At 39.4% G+C, this 19,962-nt stretch carries 17 protein-coding genes; 10 read left to right on the top strand and 7 right to left on the bottom strand.

The genetic code is table 11. The features are described 5' to 3' along the window. The first annotated feature begins 541 nt into the window (after nt 1-541). The 5 genes from AC5YDM_RS06200 (at nt 542) to AC5YDM_RS06180 (ending at nt 4,624) form a co-directional block, all read left to right on the top strand. Nucleotides 542-1,504, top strand: coding sequence for an MlaA family lipoprotein (locus AC5YDM_RS06200; RefSeq protein ID WP_496151237.1), 963 nt, complete (start codon nt 542-544; stop codon nt 1,502-1,504). 141 nt (nt 1,505-1,645) lie between these two features. Beyond that, entirely contained in the window at nt 1,646-2,614 is a 969-nt protein-coding gene (gene gigA, locus AC5YDM_RS06195; protein ID WP_496151236.1) for an RsbU family protein phosphatase GigA, read from the top strand. Between the two features lie 113 nt (nt 2,615-2,727). After that, nucleotides 2,728-3,234, top strand: a complete 507-nt coding sequence (gene gigB, locus AC5YDM_RS06190) for an anti-anti-sigma factor GigB (RefSeq protein WP_496151235.1) — start codon at nt 2,728-2,730, stop codon at nt 3,232-3,234. A 46-nt stretch (nt 3,235-3,280) separates the two neighbouring features. Continuing rightward, complete coding sequence (locus AC5YDM_RS06185) at nt 3,281-4,105, top strand: carbon-nitrogen hydrolase family protein (protein ID WP_496151234.1); 825 nt, start codon at nt 3,281-3,283, stop codon at nt 4,103-4,105. Between the two features lie 93 nt (nt 4,106-4,198). Continuing rightward, nucleotides 4,199-4,624, top strand: a complete 426-nt coding sequence (locus tag AC5YDM_RS06180) for an organic hydroperoxide resistance protein (protein WP_496151233.1) — start codon at nt 4,199-4,201, stop codon at nt 4,622-4,624. A 90-nt stretch (nt 4,625-4,714) separates the two neighbouring features. Here AC5YDM_RS06180 and AC5YDM_RS06175 read toward each other — a convergent pair whose 3' ends face one another. Continuing rightward, on the bottom strand, nt 4,715-5,245 hold the full coding sequence (locus AC5YDM_RS06175) for a MarR family winged helix-turn-helix transcriptional regulator (RefSeq protein WP_496151232.1): 531 nt from the start codon (nt 5,243-5,245) through the stop codon (nt 4,715-4,717). A gap of 67 nt (nt 5,246-5,312) precedes the next feature. Here AC5YDM_RS06175 and AC5YDM_RS06170 point away from each other — a divergent pair, with 67 nt between their 5' ends. Continuing rightward, on the top strand, nt 5,313-6,182 hold the full coding sequence (locus tag AC5YDM_RS06170; protein ID WP_496151231.1) for an EamA family transporter: 870 nt from the start codon (nt 5,313-5,315) through the stop codon (nt 6,180-6,182). Between the two features lie 39 nt (nt 6,183-6,221). After that, nucleotides 6,222-6,836: a nitroreductase family protein gene (locus AC5YDM_RS06165; protein WP_496151230.1), complete on the top strand. Its 615-nt coding sequence runs from the start codon at nt 6,222-6,224 to the stop codon at nt 6,834-6,836. Nucleotides 6,837-7,049: 213 nt separating this feature from the next. Here the strand turns inward: AC5YDM_RS06165 and gspE are convergent, their stop codons facing one another. Further along, complete coding sequence (gspE, locus tag AC5YDM_RS06160) at nt 7,050-8,537, bottom strand: type II secretion system ATPase GspE (RefSeq protein WP_496151229.1); 1,488 nt, start codon at nt 8,535-8,537, stop codon at nt 7,050-7,052. Nucleotides 8,538-8,637: 100 nt separating this feature from the next. Between gspE and AC5YDM_RS06155 the strand changes: the two genes are divergently transcribed. Both AC5YDM_RS06155 and AC5YDM_RS06150 read left to right on the top strand, forming a co-directional pair. Next, nucleotides 8,638-9,456 carry a DUF432 domain-containing protein gene (locus tag AC5YDM_RS06155; protein WP_496151228.1) on the top strand — a complete coding sequence of 273 codons (819 nt, stop codon included), beginning with the start codon at nt 8,638-8,640 and terminating at the stop codon, nt 9,454-9,456. A 9-nt stretch (nt 9,457-9,465) separates the two neighbouring features. Further along, nucleotides 9,466-10,386 carry a mechanosensitive ion channel family protein gene (locus AC5YDM_RS06150; RefSeq protein WP_496151227.1) on the top strand — a complete coding sequence of 307 codons (921 nt, stop codon included), beginning with the start codon at nt 9,466-9,468 and terminating at the stop codon, nt 10,384-10,386. Between the two features lie 139 nt (nt 10,387-10,525). On the opposite strand, the gene AC5YDM_RS06145 is transcribed toward AC5YDM_RS06150, so the two are convergent. Next, nucleotides 10,526-13,303, bottom strand: coding sequence for a DUF2339 domain-containing protein (locus AC5YDM_RS06145; protein ID WP_496151226.1), 2,778 nt, complete (start codon nt 13,301-13,303; stop codon nt 10,526-10,528). Between the two features lie 159 nt (nt 13,304-13,462). Here AC5YDM_RS06145 and polA point away from each other — a divergent pair, with 159 nt between their 5' ends. Then, on the top strand, nt 13,463-16,231 hold the full coding sequence (gene polA, locus AC5YDM_RS06140; protein ID WP_496151225.1) for a DNA polymerase I: 2,769 nt from the start codon (nt 13,463-13,465) through the stop codon (nt 16,229-16,231). A gap of 153 nt (nt 16,232-16,384) precedes the next feature. Here polA and AC5YDM_RS06135 read toward each other — a convergent pair whose 3' ends face one another. The 4 genes from AC5YDM_RS06135 to AC5YDM_RS06120 are packed head-to-tail and all read right to left on the bottom strand — an operon-like array spanning nt 16,385 to nt 19,928. Then, nucleotides 16,385-16,933 (bottom strand): YggT family protein, encoded by a 549-nt coding sequence (locus AC5YDM_RS06135; protein ID WP_496151224.1) that lies wholly within the window; start codon nt 16,931-16,933, stop codon nt 16,385-16,387. Between the two features lie 25 nt (nt 16,934-16,958). Continuing rightward, nucleotides 16,959-17,789, bottom strand: a complete 831-nt coding sequence (gene proC, locus AC5YDM_RS06130) for a pyrroline-5-carboxylate reductase (RefSeq protein WP_496151223.1) — start codon at nt 17,787-17,789, stop codon at nt 16,959-16,961. A gap of 25 nt (nt 17,790-17,814) precedes the next feature. Then, nucleotides 17,815-19,167 carry a tRNA lysidine(34) synthetase TilS gene (tilS, locus tag AC5YDM_RS06125; RefSeq protein ID WP_496151222.1) on the bottom strand — a complete coding sequence of 451 codons (1,353 nt, stop codon included), beginning with the start codon at nt 19,165-19,167 and terminating at the stop codon, nt 17,815-17,817. Then, a complete protein-coding gene (locus AC5YDM_RS06120; RefSeq protein ID WP_496151221.1) occupies nt 19,104-19,928 on the bottom strand; it encodes an acetyl-CoA carboxylase carboxyltransferase subunit alpha in 825 nt (274 codons plus the stop codon). The genes tilS and AC5YDM_RS06120 overlap by 64 nt, the downstream gene beginning before the upstream one ends. Nucleotides 19,929-19,962: the final 34 nt, after the last annotated feature.

The raw sequence follows: 19,962 nt of genomic DNA, 5'->3' as shown, positions 1-19,962 counted from the left end.
AATTTTCTGACAAATATTTCTCAAATAAACTTCGAGTAATTTCTACCATCAATCAATGAAAATAATTTCGATCAATCAATCAGTAAAAATCCACACAAGTTGTTCTTCATAATCTCTTAATGATCTTCTTGTTGGTTCGTCACCAGCAAGCTAGGTCGGCTATACTACTCTCTTTCGAAGATTAGTCAACTAGTTTTGTTAATTATTTTTCCAACCTATTCAATAAACTTAAATCCAACCAATCAGGCTAAACCATTGTTTATCAACAAGTTTTAATTAACATCACCGCCGATGGATGTGCATTCTACAGCATTTCAGATACAGTGCAATACCCTTTTTTCAATATTTTTATTGAGTGTATTTTTTTCATGCAAAATAGTGTCGATTTCACATTTTTTGCACAATTTTGAGATGGTTTTCGATCAAATTAGCATTAACATCTCATTTTAATAAGCTGTTAAGATAGAACCCAGGTACATTTTTCAGTATTCATTATACTAAGAGTGCTTTTATTTCTTTCATTATTATATTTAGGTCTGTTATGCATCATAAGAATATTTTATGGGTAAGTATGCTGGCGCTTGGATTAAGTACAACAACTTATGCTCAAGATGCTTTAAATGCTAATGACAAAGAATCGTTGAATAACTCTTTATCTATAGAGGAGAATCAAACAACTGATTCCTTAGATAATGTCGTTGTAGATGCTGAAAATATAGCAACCGATAATAATGAACAGGCTGACAAGGCTCGTCATCCACGTCTGGAAGCTCTAAAAGAGTTGAAATCAATTAAAATTGACCAGCTCAAGGTAAATGCGAATGCCGCTCAAGCAGATGAGGTAAAAGACCCTCTTCAACCTTTGAATCGTCAAATTTATGAATTTAATGATGTGCTGGATCGAAACATCGCTCGCCCATTGGCTGTTAAATATACTGAAAAGGTGCCAACAGACGTCCGTGGATCTTATCGTTCATTTAGAAAAAATTTAGGTGAACCTTGGAATGCTGTTAACCAACTTGCACAAGGTCGTTTTTCTCGCGCAGCAAAAACTTTAGGTCGTTTTACATTAAATACAGTAACGACTTTAGGTTTTGCAGATCCTGCAACGCGTTTAGGTATGAGTACTGAAGAAGAGGACTTAGGAACTACACTTGGCTATTATGGCGTTCCTTCTGGACCATACTTAATGTTACCAGTGATGGGCCCAAGTACATTCCGTGACAGCTTGGGTCGTGTAGTTGACAGTCAAGCTCGACCACAAAAGTACATTTTAGAAAATAATGATCGCCTTTATTATAGTGAACAGGTTTTGCGTGGTGTTGATGCTCGATCACAACTCTTAGATGTAGAACAAGTTTTACAAGGTGACAAATACGCTGCTTTACGCGATGTTTATCTTCAACGTAAAAACTTTGAAATCGCTGAAAAGAAAGGCATTGAATCAAGTGAAGGCTTGTTTATTGAAGATGACTTAGGTGATGACGATACAGTTACCGAGTAATTTAACTCTTTAAATATCAAATATGTTTCTTAACACTTAATTAAGGGGAATTCATTTTGGATTCCCCTTAATACTTGGATATCGTTTTTAGTTCGACTAAGATAGATTAAGCATCAACCATTAGGATCAATCTTCAACTATATGTATTTCATTCAGCCCACTCGCAAAATTCCAAATTTAGAATTCGTTCTAGATACTCTTCCGAGTTTGCAAATGATCAATATCGAAGATATTCATCTGTATGATCCTACTATTATTGCCATCGCAGACGTGAATGATTTCCTTCACTATAAATGGTCGATTCCAACCATTGTGATTGGCCATGAAGATCAAGGTAGTGAGCTTTCTCAAGCTTGGGAACTCGGAGCATTGGCAGGCTGGATTTGGACCAAGCTTCCAAGCCTACTTGAAGAATCACTACTTAAGATTGATGCACAATATAAACGTAATCAAGACAGTCGCGATCTACCTTCTGCAGCTGAACTGCAAAAGAAACTCCTGCCTAACCCAATCGAGCTTCAAAATTATGAAGTTGAAACCCTGTTTCAACCTTCAGCTTATTTGTCAGGTGATTGGTATGACTATTGGAAAATTAGCGATAAAGAAATCATTTTCTATTTAGCCGATGTGTCAGGGCATGGTGTAACCAGCTCTTTACTGACATCTTGGATGGCTGCGTTTCATGGTCGATCTAAAACACCCAGAGAGTTACTCAAAAAACTCAACGGCATGCTCGTTCAAGAAAATATTGAAAAACATATCACCATGATTGCAGGTGTTTTGAATCTCGAAACGCATCAATTAAAATGGTCAAGTGCAGGACATTACCCACCTGCTATTATTTTTGAACCAAACCAACCACCTCGTATATTAAACACCAGTAGTTTTCCTCTGGGACTCACTGAAGACTTAGACATTGAAGAACAAGAATGTACTCTAAATCGTCATGCACGCTTTATTATTTGTTCAGACGGTGCACTTGAACCATTTGATGGCGGGTTGAACGAACAATTTTCACAATTGGTCTATCACTTGCAAAATCATTCATTTGAAGCACCTGAACATGTCGCAGATGATATTGCCATTTTAAGCTTACAAAGATTGAATTAACTTTATAATCAATACTATAGAGTTTTTAAGCCTGTTCTACGACCCTAGACTACTTGAGAATAGGGTTGCGCTATGTGATAATTTTCCAATCCTTCTCTGCAAATGGCATTTATATGTCAACAGGTCATGTTGAATATGCAAGCTTGAATGGAACGCATATCTTCAAAATTATTGGTGAAGTGCGAGCCCAATCTTGTATTAGTCTAGACAAACTTTTGTCTCGGATTGAACAGCAAAGTAACGTCACTGGCGCGATTGTTGATTTAACCCAAACCACATTTATAGATAGTACTGTTTTAGGCATTTTAGCAAAACTTGGTCTAAAACTGAAACAAGTCCACCATATTCAAGCAGTCATGCTGTCTACGAATCCTGATATTACTACGCTTGCGAATAGCATGGGACTTGGTCAAGTTTTCGTGATTTTGAATTATTGTGGTGATCCAAATGTTTGCACTCTTGCACTTCTGGATGAACACATTACACACAATGTAATGCTTTCAACTGTTTTAGATGCTCATCGTACATTGATGAAATTAAATGAAAATAACCAAAATATGTTTGAGCCTTTGGTTAAACAGTTAGAGAAACAGCAAGATCCTATTGATCACAGCATCTAAATTATAAAAGCTAGACTATAAAGCTAGTCCACGTATGGAATGCGTCATGACTTTACTTTCCGTTGTTCAAATGAATTCTCAAAATGACATTGAAGCAAACTTCAGTGTGATCGAATCATTGATGATGGAAAGTAAAGCTCAAGGCGCTAGCCTGATCGTTTTTCCAGAAAATTTTGTGTGTTTTGCTGCTGGAAAACAACGTGAAACAGCAGAACGTTTTGATGAATTTCAAACACGCCTACAAAACCTTGCACATCAATACCAACTTTGGATCGTTGCAGGCACTCTCCCTTGCCCTTATCGTCCAGATGGATCTGTGATTCAAGATGGTCGTGTTCGTACAGTTAGCTTATGTATTAGCCCTGAAAGAACTGAAGCGCGTTATGACAAAATACATTTGTTTGATGTTCAAGTCGGCGATGCTGTAGGCGGATACCAAGAGTCTAAGTTTTTTGAACCTGGCGATGAAATTGTATTAGCAAAGACTCCTTTTGGTAATATTGGCTTAATGGTGTGTTACGACCTGCGTTTTCCTGAGCTTTCACTTTCGTTAAGAAATCGTGGTGCTAATATTCTCACCGCACCTGCAGCATTTACCTATACCACTGGTGAAATGCATTGGCAGTTGCTTTTACAAGCTCGAGCAATGGATAGTCAGTGTCAAGTTTTAGGTGCTGCTCAACAAGGTTGGCATGGTGAAAAACGTCAAACTTGGGGACACACAGCTGCAACCAATAGTCGTGGACAGATTTTAGAGATTGTAAATCAAGAAGGTGCTCAACTCATTACCGCTCCTTTTGACTTAGAACAACAATTAAAAGTCCGTGAATCCATGCCTTTGATGCAACATAGAAAATTAATCCAATATTAATTTACCCCTCCCATATCGTTACAATTTTACTGCTTATTTTCTAATCAAATTCAGACACGATCTTAGTTCAATATAATGAATTAGGATAAGTTCATGTCTTTAGAAAAAATTGCATATACAGCGCATGCGAAAGCAACTGGCGGTCGTGATGGTAGTGCAAAATCATCAGATGGAATTTTGGATGTAAAATTGGCTGTACCTAAAGAAATGGGTGGCCCAGGCGGTGGAACCAATCCTGAGCAACTGTTTGCTGCTGGCTATTCAGCATGTTTCTTAGGTGCTATGAAATTTGTCGCGAACCGTGACAAACTTAAAATTACACCTGATGCCTATATTGAAGGTGAAGTAAGTATTGGTCCAATTCCAACAGGTTTTGGTATTGCTGCCACCTTAAATATTCATTTAGAAGGTTTAGAGCAAAGCGAAGCGCAAAAGTTGGTGGATGCTGCACATATCGTCTGCCCTTATTCAAATGCGACACGTGGCAATATCGATGTGACGTTGAATGTGATTGTTTGATGCTAAATAAAAGCTGATATTTTATTAAATATCAGCTTTTCTATACGTAATAAATTTAACTTCGCATAATGCCCATTATGTTAAATGGGGCTAATTATTTTCTATAGATGGTGTTTCTAAAGTCTGTAATAGCATAGAAAGATGTTTATCCAATTCATTAAGTATATCAGTAGGCATTTTTGCAAGGATCATCTGCTCATTTTTAAGGTGTTCTTCAATAGCACGATCAATCAATTCCAATCCATTATCTGTTAATTGAACAAGTGTACTTCTTGCATCTTCTAAATTTGAAACCCGTTTTATCAAATTTCTATTTTCTAGCCGCTTTAATCGATGAGTCATCGTTCCAGAAGTAACCATTAATAAAGAGAACAGTTCTGTTGGACTTAGACAGTATGGAATACCAGATCTGCGCAATGTTGCGAGCATATCAAACTCCCATAGATTCAGATCGAAATCCGCAAATTTTGATTCAAGTCGTCTTTCTAGAAGAGAGGCACATCTTTTTATACGTCCAATAGGCCCCATTGGTGAAATATCAAGATCAGGGCGTTCTTTTTGCCATTGCTCAAGAAATACATCCACCATATCGAATTTTCTTTGATTAGATTGCTCACTCATTTATCTTGACTTCAAGGTAATTAATCAACACAATAATATTATCTTAAATTCAAGATAAATACAAAATATGTCAATGAGAGCCTTATCATTTTGGAAAGATGTGATGCTGACAGCTTTAGCCCCTGCAATTTGGGGTTCTACATATATAGTGACATCTGAATTACTTCCTGATGATCGACCTTTTACTTCAGCTCTAATTCGAGTATTGCCTGCTGGCTTTTTATTATTGTTATTCAACCGATATATACCAATAAAAAAAGATTTATGGCGTTTATTCGTACTTGGAGCATTGAATATAGGTATTTTTCAAGCCCTCTTATTTATAGCAGCTTATCGTTTACCAGGTGGGCTAGCGGCTGTACTTAGTGCAATTCAGCCCTTATTGGTAATGATGTTAGTTTGGGTAATGAATGGACGTTCTCCGTTATTTTCCACACTCTGTTCTGCTATAGCGGGTATATGTGGAATGGCTATTTTATTATTGTCACCTCAAACAGTAATAGAGCCTATAGGTATTATTGCAGCATTAATGGGAGCAGTCTCTATGGCATATGGGGTATGGTTTACCTCACAATGGAAGCTGAATTTACCATTGTTAGCAATGACAGGTTGGCAACTTGTCATAGGTGGAGTAATGCTTGCACCGATGGCCTATTTTTTTGATGAACCATTTCCTCCTTTAGAGCCATTGCAATATGCCTCCTACATTTATCTTAGTTTAGCTGGTGCTCTGCTTGCTTATACACTGTGGTTTAGAGGTTTAGAGCGCCTACCTACAGTAGCTGTCGCATCGCTTGGACTACTGAGCCCACTTACCGCAGTCGTATTAGGTTGGTGTTTACTATCGCAAACGATCTCTGGAACGGCACTTATAGGTTTAATCATCGTATTGATCAGTGTTTTCATTGTCCAATGGACAACATCAAAAAATAAGTAATTTCTGCTTATGATAATTTTATAATTAATAGGTACTTATATGAATTCATCTATAGAAAAAGTGATTAATAGTCGAATTTCAGTTAACAGTTTTCAACCAAATCAATTTTTAGAAGATAAAGTCATCGCTTCATTGGTTGATTTAGCCACCAAATCCCCTACAGCTTATAATTTACAGAATTGGAAATTTATAGCAGTTCGTTCTGAGGAGGCAAAAAGACGTTTAAAGTCTGTAGCATATGGGCAAGAAAAAATTATGACTGCTTCCGTAAATTTCATTATTTGTGGTATGACAGAAGCACATAAGCAACTACGTTCAGCATTACAACCAAGCTTAGAAGCAAATATAATGGGGCAAGAAATTATTGATGATTGGGTTGCACAGATTGCTTCACATGAAGGAAACAAGACAATACAACGGGACGAAGCTATTCGTTCAGCATCATTAGCTGCCATGTCTTTAATGCTTGCTGCACAAGGTATGGGCTTAGGATCATGTGCAATAGGTGGTTTTGATGCAACATTGATGGCGCATGCATTTGAACTTACTTCAATAGAGATACCTGTGATAATAGTTGCTGTGGGTTATTCGAAAAATAATAATTGGCCACAGAAGCCAAGAAAACCTCTATCTCAAGTTATGACAATTATTTGATTAAGACGATGGATTAATTAAAAAATTTAAAATTAACATAATACACCTTATGCGAAATGTTCGAATTTCTTCTTTTTAATTCATATTGTTATAGTATATAAAAAGCCCAATAACTATCGTTTGGGCTTTTTTATTGATTTTTCACGTTCCACGACTGATATCTAAGCACTGGTTCACGATTTTAATTAGACTCATTAAACAATAATTCTACGATCATTCCGCAGCTTCATTGGTCACTCTTAACACTTCCTCAAGCGTACTTTTACCTGCAAGCACCTTTCTCAAACCATCATCTCGAATTGATGTAGTTTGATTTCGAGCATATGTTTCCAACTCATACTCAGCCGCATTGCCATGAATCAAACGGCGCATTTGATCATCTACAGGTACAATTTCATAAATCGCAGTACGACCACTAAAACCTGTATGTGAACAATGCTCACAGCCTTTAGGACTTGGAAGCTTTATATCTTCGGTTAACTCTAAATTCTTAAACAACTCTTTTTCGAAAGCATCAGCTTCATGCCACGTATGACAATGAGGGCACAGCGTACGAACTAGGCGTTGTGCAATCACCCCAATCAAAGAACTTGCCAATAAGAAAGGCTCAATCCCCATATCTTTTAAACGCGTTACCGCACCAATCGCAGTATTGGTATGCAGTGTAGATAAAACTAAGTGACCTGTGAGCGATGCTTGGACTGCAATTTCTGCTGTTTCCAAATCACGGATCTCACCGACCATTACCACATCAGGGTCTTGTCGCAACATTGCTTTTAATGCACGTGCAAAGGTCATGTCTACTTTGGTATTGACCTGCGTTTGACCAATTCCTTCAAGTTGATACTCAATCGGATCTTCCGCAGTCAAAATATTCTTTGAACCATCGTTTAAATCAGACAGCGCTGCATAAAGCGTGGTGGTTTTACCTGACCCTGTAGGTCCAGTTACTAAAATAATGCCATGTGGACGATGAACCAATTGCGTCAATCGCTCATAGTCACTTTTCATCAGACCCAAGTGAGTCATGTTTAAACGACCTGCTTGCTTATCCAGCAAACGCATCACCACACGTTCACCATGTGAAGAAGGCAGTGTAGATACACGAACATCCACTTCACGACCTGCAAGTCTTAGCGAGATACGACCATCTTGTGGCACACGCTTCTCGGCAATATCGAGTTTTGCCATGACTTTAATACGTGATACCAGCAGTGGTGCAAGTTCACGGCGTGGTTGAACAATTTCACGCAATTGACCATCGACACGTAAACGCACTGAAAGTTTCTTCTCAAACGCTTCAATATGAATATCAGATGCGCCGACTCGAATGGCTTCAGATAATAATGCATTGATCAAGCGAACAATTGGCGCATCATCTTCTTGATCCATAAGATCTTCAGCTTCAGGCACTTGATCGGCAAGACTCAATAAATCAGGATGATCTTCAAGACCTGCAGCCACTTGTTGAGACTCCCCTGTCTCGCCTGCATAACTTGAAGTCAACAATTGATTAAAATCTTGTTCAGAATTAAGCTGATGATGAGCAGCCCGCCCCAAAAAGCGTCGTGCTTCTTGAATCGCAGTTAAAGTCGTATCTTGACGGCGAACAATAAAAACTTGATCACCTTCATAACGTAAAAGAACGCCATGCTTTTTTGCAAAACTATACGGAATTTGTAGTTGTTTAAGTACTTGCATTACAACTTATTATGATGATTTAGGTTGATTTGAGTGTACTCTAAGCACATCTTAGCGTGAACCAATTTTTTGAAAGAATTTAAATAAAGGATGAGTGACTTTGTTTCAAAATGATCAATTCGAATCTGAAGTTACAGATTTAAAGTGGTGGGGCGAACAAAAATTTGAACTGAATCAGTCCAAGGCATGGAAATTTGGTTCTTTATTGTTAAGAGTGACACGCGGTTTACAAGAATGGCGTTTGGAATATTATCGCCCTCAAATTCAATATGACTATGAACAAACTTGGCACCGAATAGAAGATGTGAATTTTGCATTTCCTCAACCTGTTCATGTCGAACGCTACATGTTTAGAGAAACCAGTCCAAATTTTCAATTGATTCCCAGACTAGCAGATCGCTCTGTGGTGATTCGTCCTGTTGACCCGATTTATATTCCTGCGGGACAACGCGGTACGCTCTATATCAGTACACCACTTTGGATTTCAGGTTTTGCCCAAGGTCAAAAAAATCCTTTATTTGATATTCCTGTGATTCAACCTAAAGATACCTGGTTCGGCCCTGATCATCGCAGTGGTGATATGTGTTATGCAACCTCTGTCGATGGACGTACAGAGTTGAAACAACTTCGACCAAGAGCCTTTCGTGCGGTGACACCTATTGATTTCCATAATGTTAGTAATCACCAACTTCGTTTTGACCGCATGAATGTTCCAGTCCCTGCACTACCACTCTTTTATAGCGAAAGTACCACTCGACTGTGGACATCACAAATCAAAGTCATTCATGAAGGGATGGATCGCCCTGCGCGTATTCGAATTGAAAATAGGACTCCTCCTCTGGCCGGAGAGGTGACTTATATCAATCAAGCGCGAGCACCAGGCGGCGCTTTATTTAATATGTTTGATTCATTCTTTTAAGGGGGCAACATGGCAGATAGTCTTACTAAAACCGTGGCAGATAGCCTCAAAAGCATATTTACCAATATCAATACAGATCGGCTCACTGAAATCATCATTGCCATCGTCTTGTGTTTTATTGGTTTCTTGTTTGCTCGTGTGGTTTCAAATACCTTCATCCGAACCATTGGTGCAAAGTTTAATGCCCATCAACGCTTAGTTTGGCGTCGCGGTATTTTTTACTTTATTTTTCTTATCTTCGTGATGGCCAGTTTAAAAGAAGCGGGCTTTAAACTCAGCGTCTTTCTGGGTGCTGCGGGTATCTTAACGGTTGCCTTAGGTTTTGCATCGCAAACCTCTGCGACCAACTTAATCAGTGGTTTGTTCCTGATTGGTGAGGGTTCATTTGAAATTGGCGACACCATTCAAATTACTTTAATTCGTGGACATACCATTGAAGGTGAAGTGATCTCAATTGATTTATTGTCGGTGAAGCTTTTAACGCAGGACAATGTCTATGTGCGTTTACCCAACGAACAATTGATTCGAGCCCCTGTGCAAAACCTGTCGAAGTTTCCTATACGGCGAATTCCAATTACGCTTGCAATTAACTTCCATGAAGACATTATCAAGGTACGTGAGGTTTTACTCAAAGTTGCGGCTTCTTATCCATTGGTTCTTGCCGATCCAAAACCTGCGGTAACCGTAACCGCTTTTCGTGAGTCTTCTATAGAATTGTTATTTGCGATTTGGTGTCAGCAAGAGAATTTCTTAAAAGTTCGTGACGAAATGCAAGAACGCATTCGAAATGGGTTCGTGGAAAATCAAATTGAGATTCCTGTACCTAAAATGGGCTTTGTCGATCGCCCATCACAACAGATTCTGCATGATGAAGAAATTGATCAATACGCCAATGCCAAAGAAATTGACCGAGAGCCTAAAATTAAGTAACTGACAATAAAAAAAGCACATTCATCATCTTCAAAATTGAAGCGGTGAATGTGCTCGATTAGATAATCAAAGAATCCTCAATTCAAGAAGTACGCGATTAGCAATCATCTTCAAACATTCTGTCTTTTATTACATCAAATTAACCTACTTCATTTTTTATAGCTTGCTCACTCTCTGGAATTGGCGCGATATAAGCAATAACCAACATAACCAGACCAGCACCAAGAAATGAAATTACCCGTGTCAATGTGCCGATATGCGATAAATCAAACAGCACCAACTTTAAGGTCACAATAAACAAAATACTGCCACCTAAAATCCACACGGAACGAATCTGTTTTCGACTGGCTAAACTCATGCTAATAAATGCGAGACTCACCCAAAGTAAGGTCAAACTGAGTTGCACCAGCGCATCGCCCCATATGGCTAAATCGTTATAAGGCGTATCGAAATAGACATGCAATGCTCTTAACAGAATATAGCTACTCAACCACAGTACACTCAACACCATCAATATCGCGACAATGCCCTGATCAAGTCCCGATTTAAGTTGAAGGGATAGCATCCATAAAAATCCAGCAAGCATTGCCAAACTCACCAGATCAAAAGGATTGATCACGACAAATAAATAGCCTTGAAAAGCTTGCTCTGAAAAGAGTTGTGAGCAGAGAATCCACACTATCATCAGCAATAAACTACTGCGCGTCTGCCAAAATATTTGCCATTCGGAATCGGTCTTTTTGAAATAACACCAGATGCAAAAGACCAATGGCAACATCACCACGCTAATAAATGGCATGGATGGAACTAAGGTCAGGCTCGCCAACGCGAAGGATGTTAAGACACCTAGACTAACCCACTCTCGCTCAGTGTTTAAACCCAACAACGGTCTTAACCACAACCATACCATCATCAAGCCAGCACATGTGAAACCGATACGATTAAATGCCGTTGTCCACAATACAACGCCACCTTGGCTATAGTGAATCAGCACCCCAAAAGCAAAGATGAACAACACCATCAGACCAAACCATTTCGGCAATAGCCATGACCACACTATTTTGGTATTGAATAATCCTTCATTGATCAACATCAAGATGGTCGTTCCAACCAATAGACTCATCACCCATTGATTGGAACCGTCGAAATAATCCAGACATAAGATGAGCAGCATCGTTGTTGCAGCAATACTCATCAAACTTAAAAATACTGTCGTTGCCATTGAAAGTTGTTTTTGAAAACTCGCTTTAACGTTGGCAATGTATAGCGCAGTAAAATAACAAAGTGTCAGAACACTAAACATCAGTCGCGGAAATTCTGGCAATTCCACCCAATAATACAAACTGGTTAAACCTGCAACGACCATTAAACCCATTGCAAGATAACGACTAATTGCAGAATTTCGATATAAAGCAAAAATGAATATTATTAATCCTTCAACAGCCCAACCAATGACACTCCATTCCTGTTTTAACAAAATTGGAGGAATCAGCGCCAAGAAAATCAGCATCAGACTAAAATAACTCTGAGCAATGATATTGATGACATGGCTTCGTTTTGCCAAGAGATAAAGTAAGCCGTAAATGAAAGCAAAACCTAAACTCATGCCCGCTTGCGCATAGCTTTCCTGAAAATACATCAGATAAATAAAGCCAAAACTGACAATCGGTGCACTAAAAATCAAGGCGACATCCAGTACAGGTTTTAATTTAAATTGAGTTAGATCCGTCTGCGCAACGATTTGACTAAATCGAAAACCTAACCAAACAAAAATTGCAGTGTGGATGAGCACTAAAATAGTCATCATTGGGCGATCATTATCACTCCCATTTAAGAATGCATAGCCACCTGCAATAAATACCGTTGCTAAAAAGGCAAGTTGATTGAGTATTTTCCAAGGTCTAAGCGTCGTTAAAATCGCGACAGCAATATTGATTACGACATAATAAGCAACAAATTCAATCGCAGTCGCATCTCGAACAGGCAAGGTAAACGGCGCCAAATAAGCAATTAACATCGCCATCAACGCCAACTCAATACTTTGTTGTTTTAAACTGAGGTACAAAGTCAGCATCATAATAATGGCATAACACAGTGCTGCGACTGTTAATGTACCGATCACTTGATTGTAATAGGCAAAGAATAAGGTCAGAAATAGTCCAGCTTGCCCCAAACCCTCTAAAGCTAACGAAAAGCTACGATTCTTATTGCGTAGCCCATATCCGATTGCTGTCACCATAGCACTGATCAGCGTAACGATTCCCAACTTCAGCGCCAAACTCAGTTGCCAATGTTCAGTTGCAAACCGAAGTAAAAGAATGACGCCTATAACAAGCACCAAAATCGCAACTTTTAAAACAGGATTACCTTTAAAAATCCACTGACTCATCTGCTCCATAAAACCCAGCTGCTCATGAGCTGTTAATGGATTTGTATGATTCGACACTGCACTGATTGTTTGATTAGCAAATTGATCAGATGATTGATCTAGGCTTAATTCGATATTTGAGTGTGATTTTGAGGTTTGACTTTGTTGTTGATGAATAATCATCAACTGGCGATAGTTCATCACCTCTAAATTGGTTTCTAAACGCCTTAACCATCTTAAAAAGAAAAAAATCCATAGCGTCGCACCAATGGCGACCATCCAGCTTAAACTCAGCAATCCACCAACCAATGCAATGATCGACGATATATATAAAGGAACTTTGGAGGTATATTCGACCTGATACGTACTTTGTTGTGCAATCACGTCTATAGGTTTTTGAATTGCATCCACGTACTGAATGACACTCATCACAAATGCGATTAGACACAGATAGGTTAAAGTCGGTACAGCTAAAAACCATGCCCCTACGGCACAAATAATCAGTACCATCAACCAAATCATTCTGATTTCGCCTTGTGCTTTAAGCATGTTTTTATTTCTCTTTCCGTGAACCGCGATCATACATCAGCTTATTTCTTTATATGCTTCAATTCATCAGATATTCGGTAAGTCGGTGTTCATCTTGATACAACCTTGAACTGCAAAATCACGTACAATAACCCAGTTATTTGGATTAGGAACGTTTCGATGCCACCATTTGTTTTGGTCGATGGGTCATATTTTTTATTTCGTGCATACCATGCACTACCACCGTTAACCACTTCAACAGGGTTACAGACCAACGCTATTCGTGGTGCGATTTCTGCGATCCAAAAACTCATGCGTCGTGTACAACCTACACATATGGCTGTGATTTTTGATACACCAGAACCTACTTTTCGCCATGAACTCTCACCGATTTATAAAGGTGATCGTCCAAGCATGCCTGATGAGTTGTCACAGCAAATCCCTTACTTGCACAATTTAATCCGTGCATTAGGCATTCCCCTGCATGTTCTGCCTGGGGCGGAAGCCGACGATATTATTGGAACATTAGCAAAACGCGCTGAAAAAGAAGGCTATCAAGTCCTTATCTCCACTGGAGATAAAGACATGGCACAGTTGGTGACAGACAAAGTTACTTTAGAGGACAGCTTTAAAGACAAACCGATGGATGTCGATGGCGTTTTTGAAAAATTTGGCGTTTGGCCAAACCAAATTATTGACTACCTTACCCTCATGGGCGATGCGTCTGACGGCATCATGGGTGTTCCAGGTGTAGGTGCAAAAACTGCCGCTAAACTGTTAACCGAATATGGTTCAATTGGTGGCATTTTAGAAAATGTCGACAAAATCAAAGGCAAAGTCGGTCAAAACATTAAAGATAGTGTTGAAGGCATTACTCTTGATCATCAACTTGCCAGTATCGTCTGTGACCTAGAACTGAATCTAACGTATGATGATTTACGATTGCTTGATCCAAATGTTGATGAATTGCGTCGTTTATATACTGAACTCGAATTCCGTAATCAACTTCAGTCTCTAGATCACCCCAATAATCCGAATAATGCGACATATAAACAAACTGCTAAAAGTATTGAAAAAACAGTCCCTGCAAACACTAAAACAACAGTTCCAGACGTTCATGCAACTTCTAGCAGTGTTGATGATCAATTAGGTCAAGCCACTTACCACACGGTATTGAGCCAATCTGATTGGGAAACATTCTTCAAACGCTTGAACACAGCAACACGTTTTGCATTTGATACTGAAACCACCAGCCTTGATTATCGTATTGCTGAAATGGTTGGATTTTCGGTTGCTTTTGATGCCAATGATGCCTACTACGTGCCACTCGCACACGATTATGAAGGTGCACCTGAGCAGTTAAATCGTGATGATGTCATTACACAGATCAAACCCATTTTAGAAAATCCACAAGTTGAAAAAATTGGTCATCATTTAAAATACGATGCTCACATTTTAGAAAATCATGGCATTCATTTACAGGGATGGTATTTCGATACCATGTTGGCTTCTTATGTGCTCAATGCAGTGGCTACACGTCATGGTATGGATGATGTGGCACGTGTTTACTTGAGCCATTTGACCACAACTTACGAACAAGTTGCAGGTAAAGGTGCGAAGCAAAAAACGTTCAATCAAATTGAGATTGAAACCGCTGCACACTATGCCGCTGAAGATGCACATGTAACCTACCGCCTTTATGAAGTCCTTGATCGCAAACTCAAAGAAACACCGCCTTTAAGTGAAATCCTGCATAAAATTGAAGTTCCGACAGCTTCGGTACTGACATCAATGGAGGAAAATGGTATTGAACTAGATTTACAATTCCTCGATCAATTGGGTTGTGAATTTGCAGATAACATTCAAAATTTAGAAAATCAAATTATTGAAATTGCAGAGCAACCGTTCAATGTCAGCTCACCAAAACAAGTCGGTGAAATCCTTTTTGATAAATTAGGATTAAAAGGTGGCAAAAAAACGGCAACAGGTCAGTACAGCACCAGTGAAAGCATTTTAGAGAAAATCGACCATCCTATTGCGCAACTCATTTTGGAATATCGCGGTCTGACCAAACTCAAAAGTACTTATACTGATGGTTTGTTGAAACAAGCCAATGATGGAACAAAGCGCGTACACACCAGTTATCATCAAGCTTTAACAGCGACTGGTCGCTTGTCATCTACCGATCCGAATCTACAAAACATTCCTGTACGTGAAGAAATTGGGCGTCAAATCCGTAAGGCCTTTGTTGCACCTGAAGGTCGTGTATTACTGGCAGCCGATTATTCACAAATTGAATTACGTTTAATGGCACACTTCTCTCAAGATGATGCCTTAGTCGATGCTTTTAATAACGGACAAGACGTGCATCGTCGTACTGCTGCGGAAGTGTTGAATGTTGCCCTTGAAGATGTAACCAATGATCAGCGTCGCCAAGCTAAAGCCGTGAACTTTGGACTGCTCTATGGTATGTCGGAATTTGGTTTGATTCGCCAACTCGGTTTCACTCGTGAAGAATCTCAAAACTATATCAAGCAGTATTTCCATCGTTACCCTGGTATCTATGAATACATGCAACGCACACGCCAAGTCGCTTTAGAACAAGGTTATGTAGAAACCATCACTGGACGTCGTTTGTATACACCCGACATTGATGCTCGAAATATGATGATTCGTAAAGCAGCTGAACGTGCAGCAATTAATGCTCCACTTCAAGGTTCTGCTGCTGAAATTATCAAATTAGCGATGATTGAAGTCGATAAAGTGCTGCCGAAAACTCAAGCAAAACTGTTATTACAAGTTCACGATGAATTGGTGTTTGAAGTCGATGAAAGCATTGCCGATGAATTAGAAGTGAAAATTGCTGAAGCCATGCAAAATGTCGTGAAAATCTCTGTACCTCTACTCGTTGAAGTCGGTAAAGGTAAAAACTGGGATGAAGCGCATTAACCATTAAAATCACCCTAAATCCCTCTTTCGAAAAGAGGGATTTAAGCCGCTCCCTTTTAAAGGTGAGAAGCACTGTTTTACAAGGAAGAGCTCTTCAAACTCTTCATAATAAAAAAGGACTCCATTGAGTCCTTTTTTATTATTCATCAAATCTTATCCGATTGATTTCAACATCATTTCAGCAATATATAACGTAAAGAATGCCAAGATTGGAGAAAGATCAATCATGCCCATATTTGGCATAATTTTACGGAATGGAGCAAGCATTGGCTCAGCAAGCTCTTGTAATACTTCAATGTATGGAGAACGAGATTGGGTAAACATCACGATCCAACTACAAATGATGTAACCGAATAACATGTATTTCAAAATACTCACCAACGATAGCAACATCGAAAGCATGGTCGAAACAACAAAATAAACCGTTGTTCCAGTCGGTTGAGCATTTAAGTATTTGAAACCAAATACTTTTAAGAAATATAGTAAAATCACCAAGACCAAAGCAGCGAGATTGACACGCCCACCTGCAACAGTCGGTAAAATTCGACCAAAAACATCCACGATTTTTGTCGCTTTAGTGGTGGATTGAACCACTGGATTATATGGATTCACACCCGCCAACTGCATTAAGAAGCGAAAGAACACCAATAAAATTGCAACATTAATGATAATGTCAAAAAATAGCGCAGAACTCGCACCCATACTTCAACTTTCCTAATAAAATTGGTTATTTAGCACTATCGCTTAAATCTTGAGCTAACTCTTGGCTACGCTTTTGTGCAGCGGCCAAAGCTGTTTGAATATTTTGTGATATTTGTGCACGATCAAAAACTTCGAGTGCAGCTTGTGTCGTACCATTTGGTGACGTCACATTCTTACGCAACTCCGCAGGCGTATTGGAACTGGTGATTGCCATTTGTGCAGCACCCAACGCAGTTTGTAGTGTTAATGCTGTTGCAGTTTTTTCATCCAAGCCCATATTTTTGCCTGCACGAATCATACTTTCCATCATATAGAAAAAGTATGCCGGGCCTGAACCCGATACTGCTGTTACTGCATCAATTTGCTCTTCACTTTTCACCCAAAGGGTTAAGCCTGTTGCAGCCAAAACTTGGCTTGCCAACTCTCGCTTAGCATCATCAACCACTGGATAAGCAAATAAACCATGCGCACCAGTTTGAACCAATGCAGGTGTATTCGGCATGACACGAACCACCATTTCGGTGCCCGTAAATGCAGAAATTGTTTGAATTTCTGCACCAGCTACGATTGAAACAATCAATTTATCGGTAAACAGACCATTCAATGGCTTCAAAACATCAGCTAAAACTTGTGGCTTCACCGCAAGAACAACAATATCAGCATCTCGAATGGCATCGATATTATTGTCAGTTACATGAATATGTTTAGCTTGTAATAATTCGCGTACATGTTCAACTGGATCAGATACAGTCACACGTGTAGCAGGTAAACCACGACTCAATAAACCGCCAATTAAGGCTTGAGCCATATTACCACCACCAATGAAACAAATATTACAATTTAAAGCAGTATTCATGAATCACACTCGACCTAAAATCTTTTTATAACGAAGAGATTAACTTTGGTTGCCATCCGCCCACTTCACAATATTCGGATTGAGCCAACCAAAACCCTTTTGGCGTAAAAACACCAAGCATAACATTATCTATGCTTAATATTTGAATTGTATGACGAGTCCAAGGAAAAATTTGTGCTTCTTGAATCGCTTTTTTCAACGGCCATGCGCCGACTCGACCATAGAGATGAATTTTTTCCCCACCTTGTCGCAGGGTTAAAGTCAGCTGTTGATTTAACAATGCAAAATTCAAACCCATTGCAGCACTTTCAATTTGAAAATTACCACTCTCAACCTTTATAGATTGATTTAAACTGAATTGAATCTGTTGATTCAGTTTTAAATTGTGCTGATCTGCTAAATATGTTGCGTTGTCTAATCGATATAAGACGTTCTGAAATCTGACATAGTAAAATCCATTCCAATGCAATGCAGATTGCGCATCCTTTTTAGACTCAATAACTTCATCCACAAGACGTTGTACCATTTCAAATGCAGGACGGTAACTAGACTCACCTCGCATCCATGAAGAAAGTAACTGACGTTGACGTGCTTTGGACAATTGATTTAAAGCATCTATTTTAAGATTTTGCGCATTTCCGCATTGGGATAAATCTTGTGCTAAGACTTCATTTAAGATTTCATCCGCATCCTGCATCAAATAACTGGTTCGACTGACAGCCTGCTGCATTTTTGGGAAACGACTTTGCAAAATATGCCAAAGTTCTTCTCGGCACCAAGCTCGGTCATAGTGCGTATCGGAATTGGTTGGATCATCCACATAGGGAATATGAGCCTGCTCCACCCATTGGCAAATCTGCTCACGTGACACGTCTAAAAGTGGTCGCCAGAGCGTCAAATGATCACGCTGATCAATTTTCTTCATGGCACTTAAACCTTGCACTCCAGCACCTGAAAATAGACGAAGCAACACGGTTTCAGCTTGATCTTGTTGATGATGCGCAAGCACTAAAATTTCATGCGATTGAATATGTTGCTGATAAGCTTGGTAGCGGGACGTTCTGGCTTGATTTTCGACATTCCCCTCAGCCACATTCACTTTTTGAATCACGAAAGGAATATTAAGAAGTTTGCATTGCTGAGCAATAAACCCAGCCCAATCATCACTTACAGCTTGAAGCTGATGATTGACGTATATGGCTCTAATTTTTTGAGGGAAAATTTCAGACATCAGATATAACAACAGCATGGAATCCATGCCGCCGCTACATCCAATCAGGAAGGTTGTATCTTCACTAAATTGTGAACTTTGTTTTAAGAAGCTAGCCCTAAATTGTCGCTGCCAAACTTCATTAAACGCTGGTAACGTGCTTCGCATCGCTCGCTAGCATCCATTGGAGTTAATTCATCAAGTGCTTGTTGTAAAACATCTTTCAATTGTTCCATCACTTCATATGGATGTAAATGTGCGCCTTCGCCTTCATCCACTACATATTCCACGATTCCCATTGCTTTCAGCTTGTCAGCAGTCAAAGCCAATGCTTCACTCGCTTGCTCAGCCTTTTCAGCGGTTTTCCACAAAATGGAAGCACAGCCTTCAGGTGAAATCACAGAGTAAATACTGTGAGACAACATGATCACACGGTCAGCAACACCGATACCGAGTGCACCACCAGAACCACCTTCACCCAATACTGTTGTAATCACAGGTACTTTTAAACGTGAAAGTTGTGCCAAGCTTGTTGCAATCGCTTCAGCTTGACCACGTTCCTCGGCACCTACACCTGGATAAGCACCCATCGTGTCAATGAAAGTAAATACCGGCAAATTGAATCGTTCAGCCATATCCAATAGACGTTGTGATTTACGATAACCTTCAGGATTACTCATCCCAAAGTTATGTTGAAGTTTTTCACGTGTACTGCGTCCGCGATGCTGACCAACCACCATCACAGCTTGACCATTGAAACGTGCTAAACCACCAACCATTGCACCGTCGTCACCATAGAGACGGTCACCATGTAAGGCATCAAATTCAGTAAAAATTTCACCGACATAGTCCAAAAATTGTGGACGTTCTGGATGACGTGCAATTTGAACCGTTTTCCATGCTTTAGACTGAGCAGCTTTATTTTTCATAAGTCGATGAATATCCCTAAATTAACTCATGGAG

The organism is Acinetobacter sp. CY81, assembly GCF_059515925.1.
This window is presented reverse-complemented; position numbering and strand designations above follow the sequence as displayed.

Bases quoted from the DNA above. Each gene is read 5' to 3' on its own strand.
- AC5YDM_RS06175 (WP_496151232.1), bottom strand. From the start codon at position 5,245: ATGAGTGAGCAATCTAATCAAAGAAAATTCGATATGGTGGATGTATTT.
- gigA (WP_496151236.1), top strand. From the start codon at position 1,646: ATGTATTTCATTCAGCCCACTCGCAAAATTCCAAATTTAGAATTCGTT.
- proC (WP_496151223.1), bottom strand. From the start codon at position 17,789: ATGAATACTGCTTTAAATTGTAATATTTGTTTCATTGGTGGTGGTAAT.
- gigB (WP_496151235.1), top strand. From the start codon at position 2,728: ATGTCAACAGGTCATGTTGAATATGCAAGCTTGAATGGAACGCATATC.
- AC5YDM_RS06200 (WP_496151237.1), top strand. From the start codon at position 542: ATGCATCATAAGAATATTTTATGGGTAAGTATGCTGGCGCTTGGATTA.
- AC5YDM_RS06180 (WP_496151233.1), top strand. From the start codon at position 4,199: ATGTCTTTAGAAAAAATTGCATATACAGCGCATGCGAAAGCAACTGGC.
- polA (WP_496151225.1), top strand. From the start codon at position 13,463: ATGCCACCATTTGTTTTGGTCGATGGGTCATATTTTTTATTTCGTGCA.
- AC5YDM_RS06135 (WP_496151224.1), bottom strand. From the start codon at position 16,933: ATGGGTGCGAGTTCTGCGCTATTTTTTGACATTATCATTAATGTTGCA.
- AC5YDM_RS06165 (WP_496151230.1), top strand. From the start codon at position 6,222: ATGAATTCATCTATAGAAAAAGTGATTAATAGTCGAATTTCAGTTAAC.
- gspE (WP_496151229.1), bottom strand. From the start codon at position 8,537: ATGCAAGTACTTAAACAACTACAAATTCCGTATAGTTTTGCAAAAAAG.
- tilS (WP_496151222.1), bottom strand. From the start codon at position 19,167: ATGCGAAGCACGTTACCAGCGTTTAATGAAGTTTGGCAGCGACAATTT.
- AC5YDM_RS06120 (WP_496151221.1), bottom strand. From the start codon at position 19,928: ATGAAAAATAAAGCTGCTCAGTCTAAAGCATGGAAAACGGTTCAAATT.
- AC5YDM_RS06185 (WP_496151234.1), top strand. From the start codon at position 3,281: ATGACTTTACTTTCCGTTGTTCAAATGAATTCTCAAAATGACATTGAA.
- AC5YDM_RS06145 (WP_496151226.1), bottom strand. From the start codon at position 13,303: ATGCTTAAAGCACAAGGCGAAATCAGAATGATTTGGTTGATGGTACTG.
- AC5YDM_RS06150 (WP_496151227.1), top strand. From the start codon at position 9,466: ATGGCAGATAGTCTTACTAAAACCGTGGCAGATAGCCTCAAAAGCATA.
- AC5YDM_RS06170 (WP_496151231.1), top strand. From the start codon at position 5,313: ATGTCAATGAGAGCCTTATCATTTTGGAAAGATGTGATGCTGACAGCT.